The organism is Bacillus cereus group sp. MYBK195-1, from assembly GCF_051916605.1.
Taxonomy (GTDB): domain Bacteria; phylum Bacillota; class Bacilli; order Bacillales; family Bacillaceae_G; genus Bacillus_A; species Bacillus_A cereus.
Genome location: NZ_JBQAGZ010000003.1, coordinates 174,318 through 201,236, shown reverse-complemented (window position 1 = coordinate 201,236; position 26,919 = coordinate 174,318). Strand labels below are relative to the sequence as shown.

The window sequence follows — 26,919 nt, the reverse complement described above, 5'->3', positions numbered from 1 at the left end:
ACACATAAAGAACTCAAAAAGATACAATATGCATATTTGCATATTGTATGAACAGCATTCCATGATGATTTAGCAATTCCCGTAAAGAAAAAGCAAATCCATTACAATTAACAGAGCCGGTTTCTTTTCTTATTTAACTTCATACCACCAATCTTTACGTTTTTTGAATGTAAAATAAATGTGGCAGAAATTTATCCAGTTAATTCGTAGACAATTAAATTAGCTAACTTATTGATATTCTATTTCGCCATATCCGTAGCACTAATGACTTTACACAAATTTGACAAGAAAAAATATATAGATAGGTATGATCCACACCTATCTATAACATTACTTCTATTCTTTATCCAATTACGTCTTTTACGTCTGTATCCACTGGCCACTTTTCTAATGTATAAGCCATTTCCCAAAATGAATATTCATATTGACTGCTAATAATAAAATGCTGTTTCATACGCTTGCGGTCTGCCTCTGTTACTTTTTCAGCAATAGTATCTAACCGTGTAATTTGTTCTTCAACTAGCGTACGGAACCAATCAGATCCATAAGCAGAAATCCACTCGTTATAAATTGCCTCTTCCGGCTGGCACTCTTTTAAGCGTTCACCAATTTCATAATACAACCAATAGCAAGGTAAAATTGCTGCAATAATATCTCCTAAATGCCCTTCATACGCAGCACGATACATATGTGAAGTATACGCATATGCAGTTGGCGCAGGAATAAAATTATCTTTTTCTTCTTTTGTTATCCCTAGCTTTTTAGCAAAATTCTCATGTAAAGATAACTCTGCTTCATATGTATTTTGAGCATGATGTGCCATACGAGCTGTCGTCTCTAATTCAAGAGCTTTTGCAGCTCCTAAAGTTTGTACTCTAGCAAAATGGCTCAAATAATATGAATCTTGAAGCACATAATAACGAAAACTAGCTAAATCTAACGTTCCTTCACCAAGTTTTTTTACAAAAGGATGGTTAAAACTCGCTTCCCAAATTGAATCTACTTCTTTACGTAATGATTGTGAAAAAGTCATTTAAATCCCTCCAATAATATATAAAATATAACTATTTATCCACAATTATTAAAGCTGTAAAATAAAAAACTTTCTTTACAGGCGTAAAGAAAGTGAAATTGACAGTATTTATTTACTCATTAAATAGCAACGTCTTTCCCACTTCCCTACGCTGGCATTAACCAGATCAGGTACTAAGAGTCTCAAAATCACATTTGATCTCAGCCTATAAAAGGCCCCCCTAGTGGATAAATATTTTGTTTTTATAATGTATTCATCATAGCATACTTCGTGAAACTGTCAAAAAATTAGTTATATAATTCCCTTAAAACCCTTCTTCTTTTCTAACTTTTAATGATGTTTCAATAATCATATCTAATAGTTTGCTATAACTAATTCCCGCTGCTTCTGCACTTTTTGGCAATAAACTTGATTGTGTCATCCCTGGTAATGTATTAATTTCCATTACATATGGAATTCCGTCCTTCACCATCATATCAACTCTTGCATAAACACTACATTTTAATGCTTTATAACAAGCAAGTGACGCTTTATTTACACGTTCATTAATTTCTGCTGGAAGTTCGATAACTTCCTCAACTGTACTAGTATCATCATATTTTGCATTGTAGTCAAAGAACTCGGCTGCATGTCGAATTGAAACTATAGGTAACTGTTTTCCATCCAGAATTGAACATGTAATTTCATCACCTTTTATATACTTCTCAATTACTACTTCAGAATCCCATTCGAATACAGTTTCTAGCATTGAGATCAATTCATTTTTATTATAAACGATTTTCACTCCGACACTCGATCCGCCAGAGTTTGGTTTTACTACTAATGGAAATCCTAACTTATCTAACTCATCAAGATTTAGATCCTCCATTTTTGTAAGTTCAATCCAATCTGGTGTTTCTACACCTTCATAACGTAAAATCTTTTTCGAAATATTTTTATCCATACATATACTGCTAGATAACATATTACTTCCGCTATAAGGAATTCCTAAACTCTCCAGTGTTCCTTGAACTGTCCCATCTTCTCCGTATTTTCCGTGTAACGCGAGCAACGCAAAGTCAATGTCTTTCGCTTTTTCAATTAAATCTACTTTTTCATTTAATGTAATTGGAACTATTTCATACTTATTTTTATCTAAATGAGCAATCATTTCATTCCCCGTCATAATTGAAACTTGTTTTTCAGACGATACCCCGCCCATAATAACACCGATTTTCATTTTCTCAACTCCAAATTTCATTTTTTATTGTATCACCAATTATTTTAATTCCCCGAACTATTTCTTCTTCTTTCAAGCGCGAAAACCCTAATCGGAAAGTGTTCGCTCCTTCTCCATCAGAGTAAAAAACATCTCCAGGTGAAAACGTAACGCCTTTCTCATAACACTTTTGTAAAAGTGTGCGGGCATTCATATGCTCTTCTAGTTCTATAAATAAATGAAGTCCACCATCTCCAGTCATTCTTTTGAAATGAATGTACTGGTTACATGCCCCGACAGCTAACTCATATTTTTTCTTATAAACAGATCTTGCCTTTTTTAAATATTTCTCAAAATATCCCTCATGTAAATATTGAAACAGAACAGCTTGATCTAACGTAGATGTGTGGATCGTTCTTGCTCTTTTTACGCTTTCTAAATAATGAATCAGCTCTTTATCTGCAATAATCCAGCCTACACGTAAACCAGGGAAAAGTACCTTTGAAAAGCTACTAATATAAATCACATTATTGCCAGCTCCAGCAAAAGTTAATAATGGAGCTAAATGTGAACCTGAATAACGTAATTCTTCATTAAATCCGTCCTCTATAATAGGAACCTTGTATTTTGAGAATAACCTCATCAATTCCGTCCTTTTCTCTGAACTCGTAACAATACCAGTTGGATTATGATAAGAAGGAATTAAATAAGCAAAATCAAAATCTTTTTCACGCAAACTTTTTTCAACTTCATTCGTATCAATACCATCCTCATGCATATCAATCCCATGAACTTCAAGTCCATGTAAACGGAAAAGCTTAAGTGCAGCGTGGTGAGTTGGATTCTCACAAATGACACGCCCGGATTTTTTTGATAAAGAAGAGAGTACAATATCCAATCCTTCTGTAAATCCATTTGTAATTAGAATATCTTTATTCGAAATGTCTACACCTTTCATTTCCATGTAATGAAGTAAATAATTCATTAACGGTCTATATCCCTTTGCATATCCGTAGTTCAATACGATGTCTCCTTCAATGGACATACGAGTAAGAAAAGCTCTTTTGAAATTTTCAACATCAAATAGCTTCTCATCCGGGGCTATACTATTAAAAACAATCATTCCTTTTTCCCAACGAACACCATGTTTCATTAAATCTAATTCATCCGCTAATGCGGTCACTGTATTAAGTTTATTTTTCCAATCTATTTCAACAGACGAAGTGTTAGATATATCCACCTTCGCAACAAAGTTCCCTTTTCCTTTAACTGCATAAATGAGTCCTTCTTGCTCTAAATCTGCATAAGCAGCGAGTACAGTGTTTCTACTCACACTTAGTAATTCACTTAGTTCCCTTGTTGATGGGATTTTTTGATCCCCGAGCAAATGCCCTTTCATAATCATCTTCTTCAAATAATCTTTCAATTGAATATAAACGGGACGATCTTTAACAACTTTAAAATCCTTAAACAATTCCTTACCCCCTGCAATCATTTTTGCATATTTATTTCATTCTCAAAAGGTCCACGACATATGTATTTTTTATAAAGGGCGGTACGGTCTTACAAATCTTTTCGATATAAGTTAATTACATCTTTTAAAGCTGCAGCTGCAGCGCCTCGTGGATTAGAAGCCCCACCAATTGTAGTAACTTGTCCCATCGTATCTGTAAAGAACGTAATTCCTTTTTCGGTCCCATTTACTTTTGCTAACGGATGATTTTTTTCTATTTCGCACGGTTCAACATTTAAATTGACATTGCCCCCCTCATCCTTATATGTTGATGCTATTAATTTAATAATTTTATGTTGTTCCTTAGCATTTCTAATTTGCTGTTTTGTAACGTGCTCGATTCCTTTTATATGTATATCAGTAAGTGTTTTCTCTGTTCCCATTAAGCTGTTTGTCAAAAGTAACAATTTACACGCACTATCTGAACCACTTATATCTAATATAGGGTTTGTCTCAGCAATTCCTTTATCTTGTGCTTCTTTCAGTGCTTCTTCAAATATCACATCTTCCTCATACATTTTCGTAAGAATATAATTAGTTGTTCCATTTAATATTCCTTCTATTTTTTCAATACTGCAACCCGCTAAACTAAATTGTCCGATATCTAGGGTCGGTAGTGCAGCGGCTGTTGCACCGCTATATCGAATTCGTACATTTGCGCCTCTTGCTGCTTCATTTATTTCTCTCCAGTTTGTAACGAGCGCCCCTTTAGAAATTGCTACTATATCCATCTGTTTCTCCATCGCTTGTTTCATATATTGTTTCCCTGGATTTCCATCTTTAAGATTTGTAACTGTTGATTCTACCAATACAGTACCACTTATGCTAGTTGTTGCACGTTCCTTCGGATGATACTCTAAATATTTTTCAATTGCAGCGGTACCGCCACCATACATCAATAAATGATGAAGTGATAAGCCGTCTTCATTATGTATCGCAATATTTCTCCCTAATACGCCACTTACAACTAATTGAATCCCATATGTTTCATATATATATGAATATTTTTCATTTAATAATTTTATAAACTCTCTACCTACTGTTCCGTATCCTGATAATACAACTTGAATTTTCATAATATCCCCCCATATTTTTCTACCAAATCCCTCTTTCAATATAATATAAAGCGCTCTCGAATTCCATCGAGAGCGCTTTATTATTACCTATTTCGGTAAACGTGATAGCTTTTCAGCAATTGTTCTATAAAACTCTTGAATGCTAGAAAAACCTAATGAGTCTGAAACACTTAATCCTACCATATCGAGATGATCCCAATTCGCTTTCGTTTCGATATGATTCCATTTTCCAATCTGTAATGACTCATTATTATTTACAGCAACATTAGAAGAGGGTGCAATCATAGAATTTGTATTTACTACACCATCATTTTGCCACCAAGAAGTATCAACTAACGGACGGTTTTCTTCATATCTCGCATAAGAACCTAAGAAAAATGCATTTCCCATTAACACTTTATTCATCGTTATATGAGGCAAATGTAAACCTGTTATAGGTGCTGCTTGTGATGCATGCCCACTATAGGATAAGTAATACACATCTGGTTGCGTCTTTACCCAATTATTTAACTCCTTTGCACCATCTGTACTTAAATCCCATTGACTTATATCTTTTGTATTTTTCCAAAGTGAACTATTTAGAATACGATTACTATATTGGAAAAAGGACTCTCCAGCATTTTTCTTTATACCCCATTGATCCAATTTAAAATCATATAATGATAAATTATTGTTTCCTCCAAAGCTTGCAGCTGTAATGAGTAAATCTTTAACGAACGGCAGTAGAAGACTACCATCCGCAAGTGTTGTACCGTTGTGAGGGGTTGCTAATGTTGTAACACTATGAACATATGATTTTCCGCCTTCAAATAGTGGTGATATTTTGGTGTCTGGGTGATTTTTTACATAATTCTTTTCTTCAAAACTACCTTCTTTTAATAGCTGTACTAATGTTCTAATCGTTTGTCCACCCATGCTATGTCCAACTAAATGAACTTTATTTGTTTCACTCCAATTCGGCGCAAAACCACTATAAGTTCTGCCAAAACGATTATGTCCATGTTTCTCAGCATGTACTGCACCATAGTCTACTGTCCCACCGCTAATTTGTGCATACAATTCACATGCACGATCCCAGTTACTAGAAACAGGTCCAACAGCTGCGGTATGTACCGTATAACCATTGCGTTTCAAATCTTCCTGTATATCATGAACACCACCCCAATATTTTACGCCAAGCATTTCTTCTCTACCCCATCCAGCAAATCCATTCACCAATATGATAGGATAATTATTTTGTTGCCTCTCTTCAGCGTATGATATTTTCGCTGCGAATGAACATACGGTCACTAATGCGAAAAAACATATTTTTAAAAATAACTTCCCCATACTTTCTCCCCCTAATAAAACGTTTACATTTTTCTTTTTTAAAAAATAACAGAATACTTTAATAACTTAAACATAATGTAAAGTATTTTATATACGTTGTATATATAGAAAACATATACAGATGTTGATAAATATTAATTCAAATAAACATTTACTTTTTACAATACAACTTGTAAATCTGTTTATTAGAATTTATAATTAAATATAGTTTCCTCATGTTAAAAAGATTTAAAAACCATAAGAAAACTAATCTCATTGCTTGAAAAGGAGGAAAAAAGCATGCAAATCGGATCAAATATTCATACATTATCTCAACCTACTAAAATAACTCCATCTACTCTTGAGCATAATACTATCTCTTCTACTAAACTTGAAAGTAAGAAAGTAAATGATCCTATCAAGTTCGATATTCGTTCATCCGAAAAAGAAATGAAACAGCCTGAACATAAATTTAATGAATTAGATTTATGGAAGATGTTAAAGGATAAAGGTGTTCCTTTATGGATTATACTTGAAATGCTACAAAAGGCTCGTAAAGAAAAAGAAGCACAAAATAATTCAGTTCAAAATTCAAATGCGATTGAAGAAACGAGTGAGACTCGATTAAATGAAGTAATGTAAAGCATAATAATTGATTTGTCTATAAACTAAAAAGAGTTCGAAGCTGATGAAATTTTTATCAACTTCGAACTCTTTTTTAAGGTTTTTCGCCAATCGTTACAAAGTGAAAAGATACTTCTCCTTCCAAACCTTTAATTAACTTTTTTACTTTGACATTTTCATTAACCAATGTATTATCTGTCGACATTTTAGGTTTTTCGTCACCTAGTGATTTTTTCAAATGAAGAAGATGCATTTTCATTTCATTTGCCTTTATTTCTTTATAAACACTATTTTTTGCTACAATCATATACCATTCCGTTGAATATTTACGATTGTTACCTATCCAAGCATCACTATCGTATGTAACAGGAATCTCTTCCTCTCCTATTTTAATACTTTTCATAGTCTTATTGTCTTCACTTGTAAATAATAGCGCCCCTTCTTTTGGGAATTTCGGTAACGTATCTATAATATAATTGGAGCCATTATCTTGTTTTCGAAAAAGTTTTTCTTTAATCAATGCTTGTGCTGTAGATTCATTTAAAATTAAGACATTTCCATTTCCAACTTCCCCTTTTTTCACAGAAAACACTTCATTTTCTTCCGTAATTTCCTGATAACGATTAATAATTGGTGAAATATTATTTTCATCTCCAATAATTAATACACCGTTTGCAGGAAATGGATTTTCCTTTTTAGAACATGCACTAAAACTTATTAATAGTAGTATCGTTAACATAAAAATAGTTAAAGTTCTTTTCATCTCGTTTCCTTTCATCATACAGTTCATTTTTCTACATACTTTATTGTAGTCTTACAAGCTAATAAATTCTATTGCTCCATAACCTTATAAAGCTTTTGCAGATAACGCCAACGGGTTATAAAGAAATATAAAACTTGTATACATATAAATGAAATTAAAATAACGATAGAGCTATTTATGATAGAAAAATCGACTAATTGCTGTAATGCTATATAAGCGACTACAGTATGAATCACTGCAACGACAATTGGTAATAAGAACATTAATAATAACTGTCTCGTTACAACTTTTTTTAACTCACCTTTACTTAATCCCATTTTCGAAATCATTTTATATTGCTGCTGATCGCGATCCAAATCTGTATATAATCGGAAATAAATAAAACTAGCAGCGAATGTAAAAAAGACGATTCCGACTAAAATACTTACCATAAGTAATAAACCATTCTTTTGCTTTGCTTCCAACAAGTTTAATGTTAAAGCTTCAAAGTAGAAATCTCTGTCCCTAAGATCTTTATCGAATATACTCTTTAATTGATTGGAAATCTCTTTCGTTTTTATCCAATCATCTACAACAAATCCGTAAGTACGATATGGAATTTCTTTATTAACTGGGTCACTAGTAAGAGGCATTCCATCATATACCTGATCTTGAACAGCGATATAAATAGTTCTAGAATCGTGTGGTAAAACTAAATTTTCTACAGCTTTTTTCACATGAAATGTCTTTGTCCAGTCACCTTGAATGACTTCTATATTCTTTTTATACTCGCCATTTTTAAATTCTCGTTTTTGTGATACGACTCCAGGAATTAATAAAATTTCATCTTCTTTTTCAATTGTTTCTTGTTGATAGCCTAGTGCTTTAGCAAGATCGTTGTATTCACTTAACTTCATTACATTTACGCCATTTTCTGTGTATATATATGAAGATGAAGCCATTCGATACGGAATATTAGCATCAGAAAGGTGCTTTTTTATAATAGAAAGATTTTTATTCAATACTTTGTCATTTTCAAAACTTCCATACAAAAATGTATACGGATTTGTCATCCTTACCAAATCCCTATTTCCAATTGCGGCTGTTGTACCAATTGCTGTAAATGCAACTGCTGAAACAATAGATACTATAAAAAACATCGTTGCATTATCTTTCATACGGTAAATTAATTCAGAAAATGTTAATATATTTGTTCTCTTTAAAAAGAAAGATTCTCTCCTTTTAGCAAGGCGCAATATATACACGCTACACTGTGTATATAAAAAGTACGTTCCTATAATTACTAGGAGCACACCTATTCCAAGCGTAATAAAATTGGTACTTGGTATGAAGCGAAATACTGAAAAATATCCATACCCTATACTAATTAAAGAAAGTAGCGATAATAAAACTGAAGATTTCGGTTCAGGTTTTGGCTTTTCCTCTGCTCGAATAAGTTCCACAAGTTCCGTTACTTTTATCATTTTAAATGTAAATAATGAAACAATTAAAAACAAGAAAAGAAATGTGATAACTGTTAATAATACAGCCCGCACTGGTATATAAAAAGGTAAACCATTATTAATCATTAATACACTTGCACTTATCAATAAGACTAGTTTAGAAAATATGAGTCCAATGAAAATCCCTATACAAATTGAACCAAGTCCAATCAACATATTTTCAATTAATAATAATTTCTTAAGCTGTCTCATTGACATACCTTGCATCATTAAAACGCCAAATTCTTTCTTACGCGTTTTTAAAAACGAACTAACTGAATATAAAATGAAGAAAAATGAAAATACAAAAATCAATCCTTGCGAAACTGAAAATCCCAATGTACCAAATGCACTTATTGTTGCACTTGTCGATTTCAACTCACCTTGTAAATCAGGATGAAATAATAAAAGAGCATACGTAAAGAAAATCATAATAGAAAATGCACTACTTAAAAAATGGGCAGCATATGTACGCTTATTACGAAAAATATTATTAAATGCGAACTGACGAAAAGTCATGCCTTTTCCCTCCTAACAAAGAAAGGACATCCATAATCTTTTGATAAAAGGCTTGTCTGCTTTCACCACAATAAATTTCGTTATATAGTTGACCATCTTTAATAAAGATTACTCGGCTGCAAAAGCTCGCTGCATACGGATCATGTGTAACTAACATCATCGTTGCTTTTTCTTCTTTATTTAGAGTATCCAGCATCTCCATTACATCATTTGAAGATTTAGAGTCCAAGTTCCCTGTTGGTTCATCTGCAAGTAATAATTGCGGCTTATGAACAATCGCACGAGCGATTGCTGTCCTTTGAGCTTGTCCCCCTGATATTTCAAACGTTCTTTTATTCAATATATCTGTAATATTTAACTTCTCTGCAATCTCTTCCAATCGCTTGTTCATTTCTTGCACGGAAACACCATCTAAAGTCATCGGCAATACGATGTTTTCTTTTACAGTAAGTGTGCTAAGAAGATTAAATGATTGAAAAACAAATCCTAATTGTTTTCTGCGGAATAACGCTAATTCTTCTGATGATAATTGAAAAGGATTTGTGTCATTAATAAATATTTCTCCCGATGATGGAGAATCAATAGTAGATACCATATTTAATAACGTTGTTTTTCCGCTACCTGATGGACCCATAATTCCTACAAATTCACCTTCTTGAATTGATAAATCAATATCTACTAATGCTTTATAAGGTACTTTCCCTTTATATACTTTACTAATACTTTTTGCATGTAAAATTTCCATGTATATTCTCCCTTCATTTCCACTGCTCACTATAAAGTGTAAATGAATTGTCTTACAGCTCATATTGATTCATCTTTCATTTACCTTACACGCTTGTAAGATTTCTAAAAAAACTGACAACATAATTATTTCAAACTAAAATTAACGCATAACTATCTTATAATAATTGTATAGTAGTAGGAAATATAATGTATAATAAATCTTTATTATATAAATGAGAAAAGACCGATTGCTATCGGTCTTTTACTACCAAACGTTATATTTTTATCCACTCAGATTTTCTCAATATATAATGATTATATATTTGATTTTCTATCCTCTGTTGGCTCTTATAAATAAACCCGCATTTTTCAATAACTTTATTTGATGCTACATTGTTAATTAAAGCAATTGCGTTAAGGACATTTAAATTTGTTTCTTTAAACAAATAGTCAATTAAACCTTTAGTCGCTTTTGTAGCATGGCCATGATTTTGATATTCATTTGAGATAGCATACATTATCTCTCTGTTTGGTGAAGGGAGTTCTTCTTTCATACCTGTGCAGCACCATCCAATGAGTTCATTTGTAGCTTTCTTAAATATTCCTAGCTTTAACATATAATTATCTATGTTATTCGTAGTTTTCACTGCATCAAGAAATGCTTTGTTTGCTGGTATTTCATAATCTGCAATCCAATCCACCCTTTGTTCTTTCGTTGATTTCCAGTCTGGTAAAAATTTTGCTATTTTATAAATACTCTCTGCATCTTTGACCGTAAACTCTTGCAAGTATATATCTCCACAATCTATTTTAAATAACTTAGTGAATCTCTCTTCTCCCATGTTAATCCCCCTTACTTACGTTATAGCTCCTTAATCTGCTTCGTAAGTTCAATAAACCGTTCATCCAGTGCTTTATATTCTTTGTCTTTAGAAGTTAAAAAGCTTAATTTCCCTAATACTTCTTGTCTCTCTGTTTCTAACGTTAAACGTAGCTCTTCAATATCATCTCTTGTTTTAGTAGGTTCTTCTAGCTGCTTTTGTATCGTATTGTTTGAAAACACGAGTTTTGTGTCAGTTGTTTTCTCCAGAAAATATCGATCGTGAGATACAATTACTAATGTTCCGTTATACTCAGCTAATGTATTTTCAAGTTGTTCACGTGAAGGTAGATCCAAGTGATTCGTCGGTTCGTCTAAAATGAGTACATCTTTTTCATCTAAAATATAAGCCATTAGCTTACACTTTACTCTTTCTCCCATACTCATATGCTCAATCGGCTCTTTCCATTGAGACGCTTGGAATCCTAAATGTTTCATTAAATTTTGGACTTTTCCTCGTTCTTCAAACGTCTCTTTAAAAAATAAATTTTCTGGTGTTTTATCAAGCGGTAAATCAAAAACTTCTTGTGTTAAATAGCCGATGTTTGCTGAAGGTGAAATCCATATTTCTCCTTCAGCAGTTTCCATTCCCATAATCATCTTCAGTAATGTTGTTTTCCCACTACCGTTTGGTCCAACAATCGCAACTTTCTCACCGTGCTGAATTGTAAAATTAACGTTTTCAAATAATACTTTCCCATGAAAGTCTTTTTTTAATTGCTTTACTTCTAAAAAGCGTTTTCCTACTTTTTTGTTCGCTTGAATAGAAAACTCAACTGAATACTCTTCTTTCACACGTTCTACTTTCGTTTTCTCCAGCTCTTTTTCAAGTCGTTTTCGTTTTGACTTCACTTGTGCATCCATTCGCTTCGCTTTTACACGATAGAATTCTTTCACACCTTCTTGTTTTGTAGACTGCGCGTGTGCCTTTTGTGACCATGAACTCAATTCTTTTATATGTGTTTCTACTTGTTCTATCTTTTTTTGCTGCTTTTCATATTCACGCTGCTGCGACTTTCTTTTTTGCTCACGTGCTTTCATGTAGCTCGTATAATTACCACTATGCTCAATTAATTTTTTGTCCTCAATTGACCATATTTTTGTTGCGACAACATCTAAAAAATATCGATCATGTGATACAACGATAACTGTACCTTTCATGTTTTTTATTTGTTTAATGAGAAATCCCGTACTGATCTCATCTAAATGATTTGTCGGTTCGTCTAATATTAAGACATTAGGATTTTCAGCAAATCCTTTTGCTAATCGAATTTTCAGCTTTTCACCACCACTTAAAGTATGAAAATCGTTCGTTGGCACGCCCCATTTCGCAAGAAGTTCTGCTTCTTTTGCAATTACATCATTACTAATAAAAGATTCTATTTCTTGCTCAACATATGCGGTTGTCATATTCATTTGCTGCCATTCAACAATCCCTTTTGAAGGCTCAATCTTTCCATTTATTAATTGAAGTAACGTTGATTTACCAGCACCGTTTTTACCAATTAATCCGATAACATCCCCTTGTTTTACTGTCACATTCATTTTCTCTAACAACATATTTTCTTTTATTTCAACATAAACATCATTTAATTTTAATAGTTCTTTCATAATACCGATCCCTTTCATTAAGGGAGAATAAAAAAATCCTCCCAAATAAATTTGGCAGGATTAGTCGTTAAAATATTTACACCCAAATAAGCTATTACGTAACATAAATAGCAATACCGTTCTATGGAAATTGGGCAGACTAATCCTATTTTTTAGAAATTGAAATTTATTGAATTTCAACATTTAAAAATAAGATTAGTTAATCATCGTCCACCCATCATTCCTTTCTGTCATTAATAACCATATTGTACCATGATAATACTGTATGCGTAAATATTATTATTTGTACTTCAAAAGCAATTATTTTTCTTCAAGTTTATTTTTACAATTTCATGTGCTCATATCTTTAATTTTTACTAATTTGTATCATTTATTCATATGAAAACTTTTTAAAAAATACAAAACAAGGCTAAAAAACTTATCTCCAACGTTCTTTAGCCTTGATCAATTTTTACACATTAAAAAATATTACTCGTACTGCCGTACCTTTATCAACTTCTGAATGAATCTCTACACTATGACCTAATTGTTTTGTAATTTCATATACAAGATATAGCCCCATTCCAGTTGATTCTTTAAAATCTCTACCATTTTCTCCTGTAAAGAAAGGTTTGAAGACTCTTGGTAAATCTTGCTTCGGTATACCTACGCCATTATCAGCAATTTCAAGTATAACGGTATTACCTTCCTTACAAGCTTTCACTTTAATCTTTTCTCTACTACCTGATGAATATTTAATCGCATTCGATAGTATTTGCCCAATTAAAAATTGTAACCATTTCGCATCACTTTCTACAGTAATGTCCTTATCAATTTCAAGCTCTGGATATACAAAATTCCGGATAAAGAACCGTTTATGCTCATGTACCGAATCATTCACTATTTTATGTAGTTGTACTCTTTCTACATAAAAATCTTGTGTAAATGCTTCTAAACGTGCGACATACAGAGCCATTTCTAATCCCTTTTTTAATCGATCAGTTTCCTCATTTATACTTTCAAAACGTGAATCTACTTCATCCTGTGTAATTAATTCTATTACAGATAAAGGTGTTTTCATTTGATGAATCCACTGATTCATAAAGGTTAAATGGTCATTATTTTTTCTCTCTTGCATTTGCAGCTGATTTTGATAATGTCGATATTGCACCTCAAGTAGTTCTTGAAGAGCAGCCGATACAGCTGCAAAATCAGATTTTTGAACAGATTCATCCAAAGATTGCATCGGGTTTGCTAAGCGCTCATAAAAAGAACGATGTGTAAAATAACGAAACACTAAATAACTTCCCATAAAGAAAGCCCCTAGAAACATTGCATATAACGCCGTTGTAATATGATTATGCCCATCAAACCAATATACGAGAAATATAGCTAGTAGTTGAATTATAGTAAAGCAAATAAGTGGTATATGATCACGTATAAACAACCTTATCATTTTTCTATACCAGTATCCCAAGTAATATGCAATCTATATCCAACACTACGAATCGTTTCAATCGCACCTTCTATATGTAACGTTTGTAACTTTTTACGCACACGTGTTGTATTTACACTTAATGTATTATCATCAACATAAGATTCGCTATCCCATAATTTATTTAACAACACTTCCCTACTCACAACACGCGGATAATTTTTCATTAATGTCTCTAATAAAATAGCTTCGTTTCTCGTTATATCAATCTCTTCGTTTCTAAGTTTCAATACAAGTCTTTCAGGGTATAAACAAAGGCCTTGTTGCTCAATCATTCGCTCTTCTAGTTTCGGTGCATAATCTCCATATGCACGTCTTAAATGACTACGAATTTTCGCCACTACAACTTCATAATGAAAAGGCTTCGGAATAAAATCATCGCCACCATTTTCTAACGCCATAACTTGATCCATCGTGCCTTCACGGGCCGAAATGAATAGTATCGGACATGTAGAAACACCGCGAATTTGACGACACCAAAAGTACCCATCAAAACTCGGTAAATTAATATCTAATAAAACTAACTCTGGTTGTTCATCTAAAAAAATGTCTAATACATTTTGAAAGTCCGATACAATAACTCCTTGATAACCATATTTCGCGACATGTGTTGATAATAGTTCTGCAATTTTCATATCGTCTTCTACAATCATAATTTTGACCATTATTGAACTCCTTTTTAATCCACATTCTCAAATATACTTATATAAAATAAATACTACCCCTTTTCACAAAATCCGTAAATTAAAAAAGGATGCTTTTATACAAAAGTATCCTTTTTCGTCCCTTATCTATTTAATATGAAATTTACTAAAAGTAAATCCTAGTTTCTCCACATAATCCATCCCTAATTCCATACGCGCCGTTTTCAACGGATCCACAACTTGGCAAACTTTTAAATTACCTGCTGCCGATAATAAAAGAGTTGCATCAGCTTTAGACATTGCTAATTCTTCATGTAAAAATTTCACCATATTATGTACAGCACGACTTGCTGCATCATCTAACAATTTCTCTGAAGCAATCGTCATCATTTTTTCTTTTTGAATAGCCATTGGTAACGGCCATTTCTTTCCTTTTATAATTTGAACTGTTACCGTTACCTCACCAGCAACCTCTACACCACTAACACCAATTTCACCATCACCCATTGCTGCGTGTAAATCACCTAACGCTAATAGTGCTCCTGGGACATTAACTGGTAGTAGTAATGTTGTTCCTTCTTTAATTTCTTTACAGTCCATATTCCCGCCGTGATCATGCGGTGTGCCACATGAAATGCTCTTTTCTTTCGGTGCAGTACCAATTACCCCAATCATTGGATTAATCGGGATTTGTAGTTCACTTGAAAACAAAACATGTTCGTTATGTATTGGGACAATTTTCACTGTATTTTCATTTAACTCATCCCCCATTACACCAAGGTTTGCACCTGTAGTTAAAACGCCCTGCTCTGCAATTTTAATTTTTTCAATCGTTACAACTAATATATCGCCAGGTTCTGCTCCTTTAATATATACAGGTCCAGTCGCTGGATTAATTCGATTCCAATCTAATTCTTGAAACACAATATCTTCAGAATCGATTTGATTTTCAAAGCAATCATATGTTTCAAATACAAGACTGCTCCCAATTTCCACTTCCATACACGGCTTATTCTCTGGTGACATTGAGTAAATGATATGGTCTTTATGAATTCGATACATAATACCTCTCCCTTTTATATTTATCTACTATTACTAATTAGCTTTTTTTATACAAGCTCCTCTTAAAATTAAATGTTATTTTTATGTAAAAAAGCACGCAGATTGTTTTATAACATACACTCTTTACTATAACAGAAAGGTGGTATCACTATGCCCCTTATTCCATACAACGAAAGTGATGTTGATTTACTAGCTCGTTTAATTCGTGCTGAAGCTGAAGGCGAAGGTCGCCAAGGTGAGGAGTTAGTTGGATGCGTTGTAGTAAACCGTGTATTTTGTGATTGCTTAGATTTTAAACAACTCCGTACCGTACGAGATGCTGTATATCAAAGCCCCGGCGGATTTGAAGCCGTACAATATGGATATTTTTATCAACGCGCTCGTGAATCAGAAAAAGAAATCGCACGAAAAGTTTTACAAGGTGAATGGCGCTGGCCTGCACGATGGGCTCTTTGGTATTTCCGTCCAGTTGGAGCTTGTCCACCTGAATGGTATAATCAGCCATTTGTAGGACAGTTTAAAAGCCATTGTTTTTATGAACCAAGTGGTGATGAATGTCCGAAAATGTATTCACGATAGTAAAAAAGAAAACACCGAAAGTACCTGCTTTTATATATACTTTCGGTGTTTTCTTTTCATTCAAGTAATCTAATAGTAAGATAAAATATTTAACTCCTATAACATTTTATTAATCGAATATTCAACATGTACTGAAGTTTCTTAGACTAATAGAAACCAAATGGTATATAAGAGGTTATCACTAAATAACAACTTTTAGTTTTAATGTATATATTTGTTTATAAAAAAATGATAAACTAATTTACGCATTGGAAAAATTTTATAATGATAAAAAGGGGATCACTATGAAATTACTACGTTTATTTCTCATTCTAACTCTTGTTGTATTATTAAGCGCATGTGGTAATACAGCAGTAAAAGTCACCAAGGTTCAAAAAAACGGCGAAACAACTTTAAACATTGGCTCCCTGAAAGGGTATTACGATGTACAAACGATCAAAACTGAACAAGGAAATGTACAATTTCCTTTTGATGCAACCGTTGAAGAGGGTACAATTTTATTACAAATCACTAAAGACGATAAGGTCATTTACGAAGAAGAAGTCACTTCTCAAAAAGAAGGTTTACTTTCTTTTGAAGCACCAAAATCTGGATCTTATAATTTAATTGTACGCGTAAAGAACGAAAAAGAAAAAGCAAAAGGTATACAAATACATACAAAACTATAAAAAAACGGCAAGCGAATTCTAGCTTGCCGTTTTTATTTCTAACTCAATTTTCATAATATATACTTATCGATTAAACGAATTGTTTTGTGTATACTTCATCTTTATTTACATTCTATATTTAGACATTATTCTTAAAAAATCTTCTAAAATAAAAATTAAGTTATGATTTCCAGAATTTTAGTTTAATTACCTAAAAAAATTCTTTATCGCTTCTAATTGAATTTTATGACTACACTCATCACAACAATATGCCCCGTTTGGTTTCTCTTTAAATCGCTTATATTTTTCACTGCCTTCGTAAACACGAAATATATTCTTACAAGAAAAGCAAACAATTTCATAAAACATCATATGCATTTTCCTCTCCTTGTTTATACACTTTTTTAATCACTTGTGAGAAGGTCATTTTTCTACAGTATAAATCTTAATATCCTCTAACTAAAAGGTTTACCTCTATTCTTATCGAATTATATTAATATCTTATAACGCGAGGTGAACATCTTGTTCAGTAATATAGAATTAGTTTTAGATGCTAAAGCAAGTTTAGCTGAAGGACCATGTTGGAATGAAAAAAAGCAACTTTTATATTGGGTTGATATTATGGAGAGAAAATTATGCATCTACAATCCTACCGCTAATACGAACCGAGTAATTGCACTCAATCAACAAATTGGCTGTGTTGTTCCATATTTAGAGGATGTACTACTCTTAGCTATGGAAAAAGGCTTTTATTCTATTAATGTAAATACCGAAAAACTGACACATATTTTTGACCCTGAACCACATTTAATAGAAAATCGTTTCAATGATGGAAAATGTGATCCAGCTGGTCGTTTCTGGGCAGGTTCTACAGATACATACGGTATGAATGCTGCAGGTTCCTTGTATTGTTTACATCATAATTTAAGTGTAGAGAAAAAAGTTTCACATGTAAATACATCAAATGGAATTGCTTGGTCACCTGATCATACATACTTTTACTTTATAGATACACCTACTAAAAAAGTGGTTCGCTATCAATATAATATACGTACTGGAGACATTCATAATCCAAGTGATGTAATCAATTTCTCTGAAAATGATGGTCTACCTGATGGTATGACAATTGACGAAGAAGGTTGTTTATGGATTGCACATTGGGGAGGTTCAAAAATAACTAGATGGAATCCATCTACTGGAGAACAAATATTAAATATTCCAATTCCAGCTTTATATGTAACATCATGTACATTTGGAGGACCTAATTTAACAGATTTATATGTTACAACAGCCAGAACAAGAATGACGGATGACGAATTAAAAGAGTATCCACATGCTGGTGGTATTTTTCGAATTCAAACAAATATAAAAGGTTGTCCTACATATGAATTTTGCAATAAAAATATTGGGGCTGAAACAATATGAACCGTATCGATTACATAAGACAAGAAGAAAAGAAATATCACGACCTTTGCTATGAACACAATATAAACTATTTGAAATTGGCTCTTGGTTGTACAAACCGGTTAAAACAGTTATGAACTTGATGGATCACTTTGAAGGACAAAACAACTTGCAAGTACTTGATCTTGGCTCTCGCGTCGGTAGAAATAGCATTCCAATTGCACAAAAGATAAGAAATACTAGCGGCACTGTTACATGTGTTGATTTACTTAATTCCGCTTTAACAAAGCTACAAACTTATAGCAAAGAACATGATGTATTCGAGGTTATAAAAACAGAACAAGCAGCAATTGAAAACTATCATATTGACTCTAACGCTTATGATTATATCGTTGCAGTATCAAGTTTAGAACATATCAAATCAGAAGAAGATTTTAAAAACGTACTTCATTCTATGAAAAAAGGGAAAAAAACGGCGGTATTAATTGTTTGATTATTAACTCTAACATACAAGAAATTGATTTAAAAACGAATGAAGAATTAGAAGCTTTAATTGAAATTAATCTCTCAACCGAAGAACTGATACGTCTATTAAAAAACTTTTATAAAGGATGGAAAGAAGTAAAAGTTGAAATAAAAGAATTAGCTTATAATATAGTTCGTAATGAAAGACACATTCAATTAAAAACAAATGCTATAACGTTTGTAGTTCAGAAATAATCGTATAATAAAGATATGGTTATTTCTCTCAGATTTATTTTTATTGCACGAAATTTGCAAGTATAAATATTTATGAAACAAAGAAATAAAAGAGCACTTGTTTCCGCAAGTGCTCTTTTGGGGATTTTGAGATACCCTATTAACGAAAGTTAAGGTTACTTAAAGTTAAAAGGTATTTATATTATATGCTTGTCCTTTTTATTTGTGCATAATCAATATATAAACATCTTTAATCATTCTTAATAACTTTTAGTTATCGTTCTTTCTTACATTTTATCATTAAGAAATTGATTGAAGGTTTATTTACTATGTTCTTATTTGGTTCATCAATTTCCGAAACTTGTACTAATCCATATTGATTAAAATCTTTTTTTATAGATTCAGAATCATAGAAGAACATTTTTACACCTTCCATTATCTCATAATAATCTTTATCCAACTGTTTTCCTTTTCCGTACATGGGAGCTTTTTTAGAAACAGTTGTAAAAACCATATATCCTCCTGGTTTTAACTGATTATAACAATCTTCAATAAATTTCTCTCTTTCCTGTCCATTCAACAAATGAAGAAGTGCATGACTAAATATCCCATCATACAGTTTATTATCAAAAGGCATTTCGTTTACTGAACCGTGATACATACTAACATCTTCTAGTCCGTTTTCTCTTGCTAAATCGATCGCTGTTTTCGAAATTTCAATACCTGTTACATTTATACTATTTTCGATAAATACCTTTGCGTTTCTACCATATCCAATACCGGGAACTAATATGTCCTTAATGTTCTTTTCTAGAAAAAAATCTTTTGTCAAAATTGCAGATTCTGTAGGTTCAAATCCCCACATTGTTTGTTTCTCAATAAAACTTGATTCCCAAAATTCCATTTTATTTTTATCTCCTTATTCTTATCTCATGTTTAATATCACATGAAAGACCTATTTATTTTAACGCTGCTTTTTTCAACACAGTCACTATAGCTCCATTGAATATAGCATATTAATAAGCCTATATCTAATTTAAAGATTGGCTGAATATCTATTCTAAATATTAACTTTTACATTTAGAAAAAATAAAAAATGCCAATAATTCAATTGTATATTGGCATTTCACATAAGAAATTATCTTTTTATTTTGTGCTGATCTAATGTTTTTTCTAACATTTCTAAAGTTATCGGTTGAGCTTTCTCTATTAATTGATAACCAATACGCCCATTCGGCTCAGCTGTAACTTGCTGCAAAATCTTTAAATCATGTATTCCTTTTTCTCTTAATTGCATATAAAGTTGTTGTTCAGACATTTTTGCCTTCATCAAGTTCGCTTTAATAATCTCTCCATTTTCAACAATTACAAAGCTACTGCCATTTAGGAATTGTTCCAACTTCCTTGATTTTAATTCAAAGAAATGAATAATAAGTAATATGCTTGCAAATATGATAGCCGCAAATATAGATGGGACTACTTTCCTACTTAATACAGGCTCTACAATAATACGCGCAATTGATACTACTATAATGATTTCAGCTCTTGTCATTTGGCTGACAGATGTACTACCTGTCATTTTTAATGCAAGAATCCCAGTGAGAATTAAAATAATGCTTTCAACAATAATATGCATAATAGCCCAATCCTTTAATGGTAAATGTTATTAGCATTCTAGATGCACTTTAAACTTTTTGGTGAAAATTAAAACTTACATATATAGAAAATGGATCTATTTAGATCCATCTTTTTTCAATAAGAATTTGATGATCTATTTTCTATTGTCAAAAAAACAAAAGCACCCAAATGGATGCGTATAGATTAAACTTATTCATTATTACTTTCTCCACTTTTATCATCAACTGATTTCGAGTCTAACATGCTGCCTATATCAGGCGGTAAAGCTAGCTCTATACCAGCTACTGGTTGATTATCTTCATTAAACCATTGTTTCTTAAATTTAATCAATTCTTCATCTTTCTTATTTTCATCCATATTACCCCGCCTTTTATGTACATGATATTAAACACTTTACTTAATATGTACATTGAGAAAGATAATATACTATTTGTACATAATGAAAGCGCAACAGCCCTTCTCACTTTACACAACCCGTTGTACCTATAAAAAATTCCGTACATGTTACTCCGCGCTCTGTTATCATATTAGTGTCGAAAAATATGTAGGCTATGTGACAAGTATCTGTTTGTTTTGTTCATTATTCATATGAGACAAATACTTTTAAAGGAGTAATTATTCCTTGACTTAATTCCTCAAAACATTTTTCAAGTGCAGTATAATGAATTTCATGTTGAAAAATCTCTTCTATCCATGGCGTCTGTTCTATTTGACTAAAAAACCAATCTGCATGTTTTTGGTAATCATATCCATCACTTGAACCAATGATTTTCAATTCTTTTCGATAAAAGTCGGCGGTTAATGTTAAGTCTTCTATATTACCATCAGAAAGAATACATATCGCTCCATTACTATTAATAGCCTTTTGTAATGTGTGAAACCCTCTATTTGTAGCAGAACATTCCAAACCGTAATTATATGTTTCTATTATTTGTTTTTCTGAATCAAAGAGATTTTTCGCACCAAACTTCTTTGCAAATTCTCTTCTATTTTTATTAGGCTCAACAACATCCACATGCTTAACACCTACATAGTATTTTAAGAAATAACAAGCGAGTAAACCGATAACTCCCATTCCAGTAATAAGTACTTTTTCATCCTGTCGCGGGTCTAGCTTCAATACCTCTTTAGCAGCATCACACGAAAGAATAGATAATAAAGCAACTTTAGGTTTTATATAACTAGGCACTCGAATTACTTTATCTCCCTTAACTATTCCTATCGTTTCATGTCCATAAAAAGAAACTACTTTATCACCTACATTTAAATTGGTTACTTTATTACCAACTTGAATTACTTCACCATAACTTTCATATCCAGTTTTTCTTGGATAGATAGGATTTGTATCTGTAACATCCGATTCTTTATACTGTGGTAACTCTGCTCCAATACTTATTGCACCTGCAATTGTTTTAACGATAATTTCATTATCCTGTATAGACTTAATTTTACATGTTTTCCACTTAAGACGTTTTGGTCCTTCTAAAACTAATTTATTTTATTCCATTTATACCCCTCACATTTTATAAAATATATTCTCACTAAATTTCAAACAATGTATAATAGATTCATCTAAAATTAAGCTATAAAGTTGGCTAGCAACCAACAGTGATAATATGATAATTGAATTTGATGGATATGAAATAAATGAGTATGTTATTGGCTTTACCTGCTCTATACACGAAATAAGAACAATGTATTTACATGTTAAAAGTGAAGAGTTATCTAACGAAGATCTTCTAAGCTTATTTTGTATACGATATCATTATGAAAAAATCCCAAAGTTACTACGAGAAGACGTCATGAGCGCTGTTGTCATTGATTTAGATACAGACTATATTTATATTCCTAATAGATAACAGTAAACTAGTTGAAAATGAATAGAAATTACGATTCAGCTAAGTGTTTAATAAAATAAGTGAATGCCCAAATTAATGTCGCAAATTGAGTGACAAAATACATTGTCCATTCAAAACCAGTCAATTTCCTCTCTCGTTTCACTTTCTTTAAGTATCTGTAAAATATAAATGTACTTAAAAACATAAGTAACAATGATAATTGCTGTAAATCATCGACTATACGTACCCCCATAGACTCCATCACCCTCCTATTCAAAGTAAATGCTATACTTTAAGGATATCACCTATTGGTAGTTTATTTCCATTTAAAACAATTATGTCCTAAACAAAAAGAGCACTCAACAATTGGGTGCTCTAAAAATTATTAACATAACACTTTTCTTCTACTTTTTATAACTCAGTTCTATCACTTTGGGTATATGATTGTTATCATATTTCCTTTTATAGAGGTAACGTCAGGAAAATACGAATATACAATGTTAAGGAATTTTCATTACTTTATAACCATTTTTAAGTTATATTCAATAACCATGCTTTGACATTGTCTAGAACATGGTTATTTTTTAAACAAATATAAATCTACTTAGTTGATTTTTTAGTTCAGCAATTTATTGAATTCATTAACTGGAAGAAGTATTCAGGTTTGTGAGTTTTATTTAGGTTATACCATGAATGTAATGTATCTGGTGCAAATACATCTAATTTTTTCAGTACTTCCATCGCAAATTCCAGAGGAGCTATTCCTGATGCAGTAACTAAATTCGCATCAGATACCGCAGATCTCAACTCATAGAATTTTTCTCCTTTATAGTTAGGACATACCATTTTAGTGTATTCTAAATTATTAGTTGTATGCTTTCTAGTATCTAAGTATCCCCTATTTGCAAGGGCCTCAGTTGCACCACAAATTGCAGCAACAATAGTACCAAACTTTAAAGCTTGGCCAACTCTTTCCAAGATAGGTTGATGAATCTCTTCACTCCAAGTAGTCCCTCCTGGTAAAATTAAAAGATCTTTACTCTCAAAAGTACATTCATCAAGGGAAATATCTGGTTTTATGCTCAGTCCCCCCATAGTAGTAATCATTTCTTTATTAGCTCCTACTGTAATTACTTTTAAAGGTACTAAATCTTTTTTAAAAAATCTTCCTGAATTTAGTTCGGTAATTAAATATCCATATTCCCAGTCCGACATTGTATTAAATACATATAGAAAAACTTTTTTTGTTTGCATCCCATATCACTCCAATCACAATTGATATGGATATTATAATATAACTTCCCTGACAGTTAACGTCAGGGAAGTTATCATACTTCATGAAACTTTATTAATTCCGACAGAACTTCAATAAGTCTTTTCTTAAGACTTATTGGCTCAATAACTTTAATAGATTTATTGTACGGTAAAAGTAAATAAGGTACATATGTATGTATCATATCTTTTTCAAGAAGAAAAACTGCTTGATTTGAAGTCCGCACTTGTAAATAATGTCCTAAAAACCAATGTTGGCAAATATCAGCCAATACACTTTTATCCCCACTAATAACCAAAGAAATAATCCCTTCCTTATCTTCTATAGTTGGAAAAAGATTTTTTATAAAAAAGTCACGTGCTGAAAAATTTTCTGGCCGGTTAAACTTATTTTCGGTTAGCATTAAATTTTCAATTCGATCTACCCTAAAACTACGGATATCATTCCTAAGATGACAAAATCCAATCACATACCACTTATTATTCCAATAGATAATTCTGTACGGATTGACCAATCTATAATTTAATTGCTTTTTCTCACTTTTATAATAAAGAATTTTTACTGAATACCCATCAGTTACGGCCTGCTCCAACTCCTTCAAAAAGTGTTCCATAGAGGATGAACTAAATCGACTTATTACTTCTAGACTACTTAAATGTCGGTTTATCTTTGCTTCCTGCTCTTGATTTGAGTATTTACTTAGTTTTGAAATGGCCCTATTTAATGCTTCACCCCCATAATATCCGGCTTCTTCTGCAAAAACAGCAGCGTGAAATAGTGAAGTTTGCTCTTCAAAATCAAAAAAAAGAGGAGCCTCAATAAAATTGTTTAATAACGTGTATCCACCGTTATGTCCTGGTTCTGAAATTATAGGTACACCACTTGTTGAAATTGTATCAATATAACGATACACAGTCCTTATATTCATCTCTAACTTTTCTGAAATTTGTTTTGCAGTAATTTTTTTACCTGAGCGAAGCATCCATAGAATCGCTAACATATTATCAATTTTAGGCATGTAATTCCACCTCTCTATGGAATTTATCCCTTATTATATATTTCTGATTTTTAGTATAACTCATCAACTGTTCCTTTCCGATAGCTTTCTAAATAATGAGGCCCTAGACACATTTGTAATTTCACAAATTTGATTTACATTCATATCTACCTCTTCATAAAGCTTTACTGCATAATTCATTCCTGCATGATTTTTATGGTATTTCTTTAACCAACCTTTAAATTTTCCTTCTTTCTTATTCAGTTCAATCCCTTTATGTTTCCACCTACGGATCAGATCACGTTCTAATTGGTTTACACCCGCCATAACCTTAATTAAGCATTGGCTTTAGGAATTATCTTCTGATAAATCTAGCCATGTTTCTTTGAAGAATTATAATTATCATCCTTATTATAATATTTAGTTACAACAGTAGTTTCAATTATTATAGCAATACACACAAACAAGAGAATTATTTTGCATCTTACAACAAACCTCCTTTTTCATTTTTTTCTTTTTTAAATTGGAAGGTTATATGTTCCAATTGTTTGATTTCCTCCATTATTTTACGAATTCCTTCTTCCATCCTATCTTCCTTCACATTCGATACGTTTAACTTTAATAGTCTTTCTTTCGGAAAACCTCTCACATAATTTTTATCAATTGTATCAATACTTATTTGTTTTTCACTTAGTCTTTGGAAAAACATTTCTGAAATACTCGTTTTATGTAATTTTAAACAAGTATGAATTCCAATTGTATTATGCTTTTTATATGTGAATAAAAGTGGGTTTTCACTATGAGTTCTTTCTAGTGTTTCTGCTAATTTTTTAGATCTATCGTGATAGGAAGATTTAATTTTATTTTTATGACGTTCAAACATGCCACTCTTTATATAAATTTCTAAAGCAGCTTGAGATATCATTGGGCTATCAATATCTAAAATCTTTTTATATGTATAAAAAGCATTCGCAATAATCGGTGGAATAACTGCTACACCAACTCGTAAACCTGGAAAAATGATCTTCGAATAACTTTTCAAATATATGACATGATTATCATGATTCAAGCTATATAACGGATCAGCTTTCGAATCCGTTTCTAAATCTGCTAAATAATCATCTTCCACTATAAATACATTATATTTCTTAGCCAATAATACGATTTTTTCTTTCTCATCTTTAGAATAAGAAGTTCCAAGTGGATGATGAAATCTTGGTATTGTATAAAAGAATTTTATTTTACCTGTTCGAAAAATACGTTCCAATTCATTTAAGTCAATCCCTTCATTCGTACGTTTAATACCGATTACAGGGATTTTATTTATTTCTAGATATTCAATATATAGATGATATGTTGGTTGTTCAATTAATATCGTTTCATTTTCATTTGGAAATGGTATTGAGGTTAATATTGCTAGCGCCTGCTGTACACCTGACGTTATAAAAATATTTTCTTCTTTAGTGAAGACTTGATAGTTTGCTAATTGTTTTTGAATGACCGGAATTAAAGACGGTAAACCTTTTGGCGTCCCATATACGAACAAGTCATTTTTATATGTATCAATGGCTTTATTAATACAATGTTGAAAATCTAAATATGGAAAAACATCTGGATCTGGTGCTGAAGAGGCAAAGTCAATTATCTCGTTACTTTCTATGGTACTCCCTGATTTTTTTACAACGTAGTATCCACTCTGAGGCACGGAATAAATAATATGACGCTTTTCTAATTCGTGAAGTGCACGTATAACTGTTGCCTTATTACACTTATATTGCATAACGAGTGACCGTATAGACGGTAATTTCTTTCCTTCTTTTATCTCTCCATATTGAATCATGTTTTCTAAATCATTTAAAACATGTAAATACTTATACATTATGACACCTCTTACGTTTATTTTGTACCGGTACAGTTTGTATTTATTCACAT

At 31.9% G+C, this 26,919-nt stretch carries 27 protein-coding genes, 2 pseudogenes and 1 riboswitch; of the genes and pseudogenes, 6 read left to right on the top strand and 23 right to left on the bottom strand.

Annotated features, from left to right (window positions below):
* Positions 1-343 precede the first annotated feature (343 nt).
* The 5 genes from tenA to ACTFRY_RS16770 form a co-directional block, all read right to left on the bottom strand.
* Positions 344-1,033: a thiaminase II gene (gene tenA / locus ACTFRY_RS16790; RefSeq protein WP_000144508.1), complete on the bottom strand. Its 690-nt coding sequence runs from the start codon at positions 1,031-1,033 to the stop codon at positions 344-346.
* 126 nt (positions 1,034-1,159) lie between these two features.
* Positions 1,160-1,265: riboswitch (TPP riboswitch) on the bottom strand.
* Between the two features lie 72 nt (positions 1,266-1,337).
* Positions 1,338-2,252 carry a D-alanine--D-alanine ligase gene (locus tag ACTFRY_RS16785; protein ID WP_001999863.1) on the bottom strand — a complete coding sequence of 305 codons (915 nt, stop codon included), beginning with the start codon at positions 2,250-2,252 and terminating at the stop codon, positions 1,338-1,340.
* Between the two features lie 4 nt (positions 2,253-2,256).
* Positions 2,257-3,705, bottom strand: a complete 1,449-nt coding sequence (gene pdxR, locus ACTFRY_RS16780) for a MocR-like pyridoxine biosynthesis transcription factor PdxR (protein WP_000471609.1) — start codon at positions 3,703-3,705, stop codon at positions 2,257-2,259.
* A gap of 89 nt (positions 3,706-3,794) precedes the next feature.
* Positions 3,795-4,820, bottom strand: coding sequence for a homoserine dehydrogenase (locus ACTFRY_RS16775; RefSeq protein WP_000701767.1), 1,026 nt, complete (start codon positions 4,818-4,820; stop codon positions 3,795-3,797).
* An 87-nt stretch (positions 4,821-4,907) separates the two neighbouring features.
* On the bottom strand, positions 4,908-6,149 hold the full coding sequence (locus ACTFRY_RS16770) for an esterase/lipase family protein (RefSeq protein ID WP_061662919.1): 1,242 nt from the start codon (positions 6,147-6,149) through the stop codon (positions 4,908-4,910).
* Positions 6,150-6,428: 279 nt separating this feature from the next.
* Here ACTFRY_RS16770 and ACTFRY_RS16765 point away from each other — a divergent pair, with 279 nt between their 5' ends.
* Complete coding sequence (locus tag ACTFRY_RS16765; protein WP_001165518.1) at positions 6,429-6,770, top strand: DUF3914 domain-containing protein; 342 nt, start codon at positions 6,429-6,431, stop codon at positions 6,768-6,770.
* A gap of 76 nt (positions 6,771-6,846) precedes the next feature.
* On the opposite strand, the gene ACTFRY_RS16760 is transcribed toward ACTFRY_RS16765, so the two are convergent.
* The 8 genes from ACTFRY_RS16760 to ACTFRY_RS16725 all read right to left on the bottom strand — a co-directional run bounded on the left by ACTFRY_RS16760 (position 6,847) and on the right by ACTFRY_RS16725 (position 15,912).
* Positions 6,847-7,533 (bottom strand): lipoprotein BA_5634 family protein, encoded by a 687-nt coding sequence (locus ACTFRY_RS16760; RefSeq protein WP_000975419.1) that lies wholly within the window; start codon positions 7,531-7,533, stop codon positions 6,847-6,849.
* 50 nt (positions 7,534-7,583) lie between these two features.
* Positions 7,584-9,515 carry an ABC transporter permease gene (locus ACTFRY_RS16755; protein WP_098616581.1) on the bottom strand — a complete coding sequence of 644 codons (1,932 nt, stop codon included), beginning with the start codon at positions 9,513-9,515 and terminating at the stop codon, positions 7,584-7,586.
* Entirely contained in the window at positions 9,490-10,260 is a 771-nt protein-coding gene (locus tag ACTFRY_RS16750; RefSeq protein WP_000404273.1) for an ABC transporter ATP-binding protein, read from the bottom strand. Before ACTFRY_RS16750 ends, ACTFRY_RS16755 begins: the two co-directional genes overlap by 26 nt.
* 256 nt (positions 10,261-10,516) lie before the next feature.
* On the bottom strand, positions 10,517-11,083 hold the full coding sequence (locus ACTFRY_RS16745) for a GNAT family N-acetyltransferase (protein WP_098616580.1): 567 nt from the start codon (positions 11,081-11,083) through the stop codon (positions 10,517-10,519).
* 20 nt (positions 11,084-11,103) lie between these two features.
* Positions 11,104-12,732 (bottom strand): ribosomal protection-like ABC-F family protein, encoded by a 1,629-nt coding sequence (gene abc-f, locus ACTFRY_RS16740; protein ID WP_098616687.1) that lies wholly within the window; start codon positions 12,730-12,732, stop codon positions 11,104-11,106.
* Positions 12,733-13,183: 451 nt separating this feature from the next.
* Positions 13,184-14,167, bottom strand: coding sequence for a sensor histidine kinase (locus ACTFRY_RS16735; protein WP_098616579.1), 984 nt, complete (start codon positions 14,165-14,167; stop codon positions 13,184-13,186).
* Complete coding sequence (locus ACTFRY_RS16730; RefSeq protein WP_000238990.1) at positions 14,164-14,871, bottom strand: response regulator transcription factor; 708 nt, start codon at positions 14,869-14,871, stop codon at positions 14,164-14,166. Before ACTFRY_RS16730 ends, ACTFRY_RS16735 begins: the two co-directional genes overlap by 4 nt.
* 126 nt (positions 14,872-14,997) lie before the next feature.
* The gene (locus tag ACTFRY_RS16725) at positions 14,998-15,912 is read right to left on the bottom strand and encodes an acetamidase/formamidase family protein (protein WP_098616578.1); all 915 of its coding nucleotides are present in this window, start codon (positions 15,910-15,912) and stop codon (positions 14,998-15,000) included.
* A 150-nt stretch (positions 15,913-16,062) separates the two neighbouring features.
* Here ACTFRY_RS16725 and ACTFRY_RS16720 point away from each other — a divergent pair, with 150 nt between their 5' ends.
* Both ACTFRY_RS16720 and ACTFRY_RS16715 read left to right on the top strand, forming a co-directional pair.
* Entirely contained in the window at positions 16,063-16,491 is a 429-nt protein-coding gene (locus ACTFRY_RS16720) for a cell wall hydrolase (protein ID WP_001128398.1), read from the top strand.
* A gap of 284 nt (positions 16,492-16,775) precedes the next feature.
* Positions 16,776-17,159: a BA_1872 family lipoprotein gene (locus ACTFRY_RS16715; protein WP_000771814.1), complete on the top strand. Its 384-nt coding sequence runs from the start codon at positions 16,776-16,778 to the stop codon at positions 17,157-17,159.
* A 186-nt stretch (positions 17,160-17,345) separates the two neighbouring features.
* On the opposite strand, the gene ACTFRY_RS16710 is transcribed toward ACTFRY_RS16715, so the two are convergent.
* Complete coding sequence (locus ACTFRY_RS16710) at positions 17,346-17,516, bottom strand: DUF2197 domain-containing protein (RefSeq protein ID WP_000551047.1); 171 nt, start codon at positions 17,514-17,516, stop codon at positions 17,346-17,348.
* A gap of 144 nt (positions 17,517-17,660) precedes the next feature.
* Here ACTFRY_RS16710 and ACTFRY_RS16705 point away from each other — a divergent pair, with 144 nt between their 5' ends.
* Together ACTFRY_RS16705 and ACTFRY_RS16700 are read left to right on the top strand one after the other, a co-directional pair.
* Positions 17,661-18,563, top strand: coding sequence for an SMP-30/gluconolactonase/LRE family protein (locus ACTFRY_RS16705; RefSeq protein ID WP_000492422.1), 903 nt, complete (start codon positions 17,661-17,663; stop codon positions 18,561-18,563).
* Positions 18,560-19,262, top strand: a pseudogene (locus tag ACTFRY_RS16700) (class I SAM-dependent methyltransferase). Before ACTFRY_RS16705 ends, ACTFRY_RS16700 begins: the two are co-directional and overlap by 4 nt.
* 253 nt (positions 19,263-19,515) lie before the next feature.
* Here ACTFRY_RS16700 and ACTFRY_RS16695 read toward each other — a convergent pair.
* The 4 genes from ACTFRY_RS16695 to ACTFRY_RS16680 all read right to left on the bottom strand — a co-directional run bounded on the left by ACTFRY_RS16695 (position 19,516) and on the right by ACTFRY_RS16680 (position 22,326).
* Positions 19,516-20,145, bottom strand: coding sequence for a class I SAM-dependent methyltransferase (locus ACTFRY_RS16695; RefSeq protein WP_000397589.1), 630 nt, complete (start codon positions 20,143-20,145; stop codon positions 19,516-19,518).
* 234 nt (positions 20,146-20,379) lie between these two features.
* Positions 20,380-20,877, bottom strand: a complete 498-nt coding sequence (locus tag ACTFRY_RS16690) for a DUF421 domain-containing protein (RefSeq protein WP_098616577.1) — start codon at positions 20,875-20,877, stop codon at positions 20,380-20,382.
* A 191-nt stretch (positions 20,878-21,068) separates the two neighbouring features.
* A complete protein-coding gene (locus ACTFRY_RS16685; protein WP_098616576.1) occupies positions 21,069-21,236 on the bottom strand; it encodes a hypothetical protein in 168 nt (55 codons plus the stop codon).
* 223 nt (positions 21,237-21,459) lie between these two features.
* Positions 21,460-22,326, bottom strand: a complete 867-nt coding sequence (locus ACTFRY_RS16680) for a zinc-binding dehydrogenase (RefSeq protein WP_229172908.1) — start codon at positions 22,324-22,326, stop codon at positions 21,460-21,462.
* A 169-nt stretch (positions 22,327-22,495) separates the two neighbouring features.
* On the opposite strand from ACTFRY_RS16680, the gene ACTFRY_RS16675 reads away from it, so the two are divergent.
* Positions 22,496-22,738, top strand: a complete 243-nt coding sequence (locus ACTFRY_RS16675) for a hypothetical protein (protein ID WP_098616575.1) — start codon at positions 22,496-22,498, stop codon at positions 22,736-22,738.
* Between the two features lie 28 nt (positions 22,739-22,766).
* On the opposite strand, the gene ACTFRY_RS16670 is transcribed toward ACTFRY_RS16675, so the two are convergent.
* The 5 genes and pseudogenes from ACTFRY_RS16670 to ACTFRY_RS16650 all read right to left on the bottom strand — a co-directional run bounded on the left by ACTFRY_RS16670 (position 22,767) and on the right by ACTFRY_RS16650 (position 26,866).
* Positions 22,767-22,970: a hypothetical protein gene (locus tag ACTFRY_RS16670; protein ID WP_000538966.1), complete on the bottom strand. Its 204-nt coding sequence runs from the start codon at positions 22,968-22,970 to the stop codon at positions 22,767-22,769.
* A gap of 368 nt (positions 22,971-23,338) precedes the next feature.
* Positions 23,339-23,971 carry a type 1 glutamine amidotransferase family protein gene (locus ACTFRY_RS16665; RefSeq protein ID WP_098616574.1) on the bottom strand — a complete coding sequence of 211 codons (633 nt, stop codon included), beginning with the start codon at positions 23,969-23,971 and terminating at the stop codon, positions 23,339-23,341.
* Between the two features lie 74 nt (positions 23,972-24,045).
* Positions 24,046-25,008: a helix-turn-helix transcriptional regulator gene (locus ACTFRY_RS16660; protein ID WP_098616573.1), complete on the bottom strand. Its 963-nt coding sequence runs from the start codon at positions 25,006-25,008 to the stop codon at positions 24,046-24,048.
* A gap of 63 nt (positions 25,009-25,071) precedes the next feature.
* Positions 25,072-25,374, bottom strand: a pseudogene (locus ACTFRY_RS16655) (helix-turn-helix domain-containing protein); the annotation flags it as partial.
* A gap of 97 nt (positions 25,375-25,471) precedes the next feature.
* Positions 25,472-26,866, bottom strand: a complete 1,395-nt coding sequence (locus tag ACTFRY_RS16650; RefSeq protein WP_098616572.1) for an aminotransferase-like domain-containing protein — start codon at positions 26,864-26,866, stop codon at positions 25,472-25,474.
* Positions 26,867-26,919: the final 53 nt, after the last annotated feature.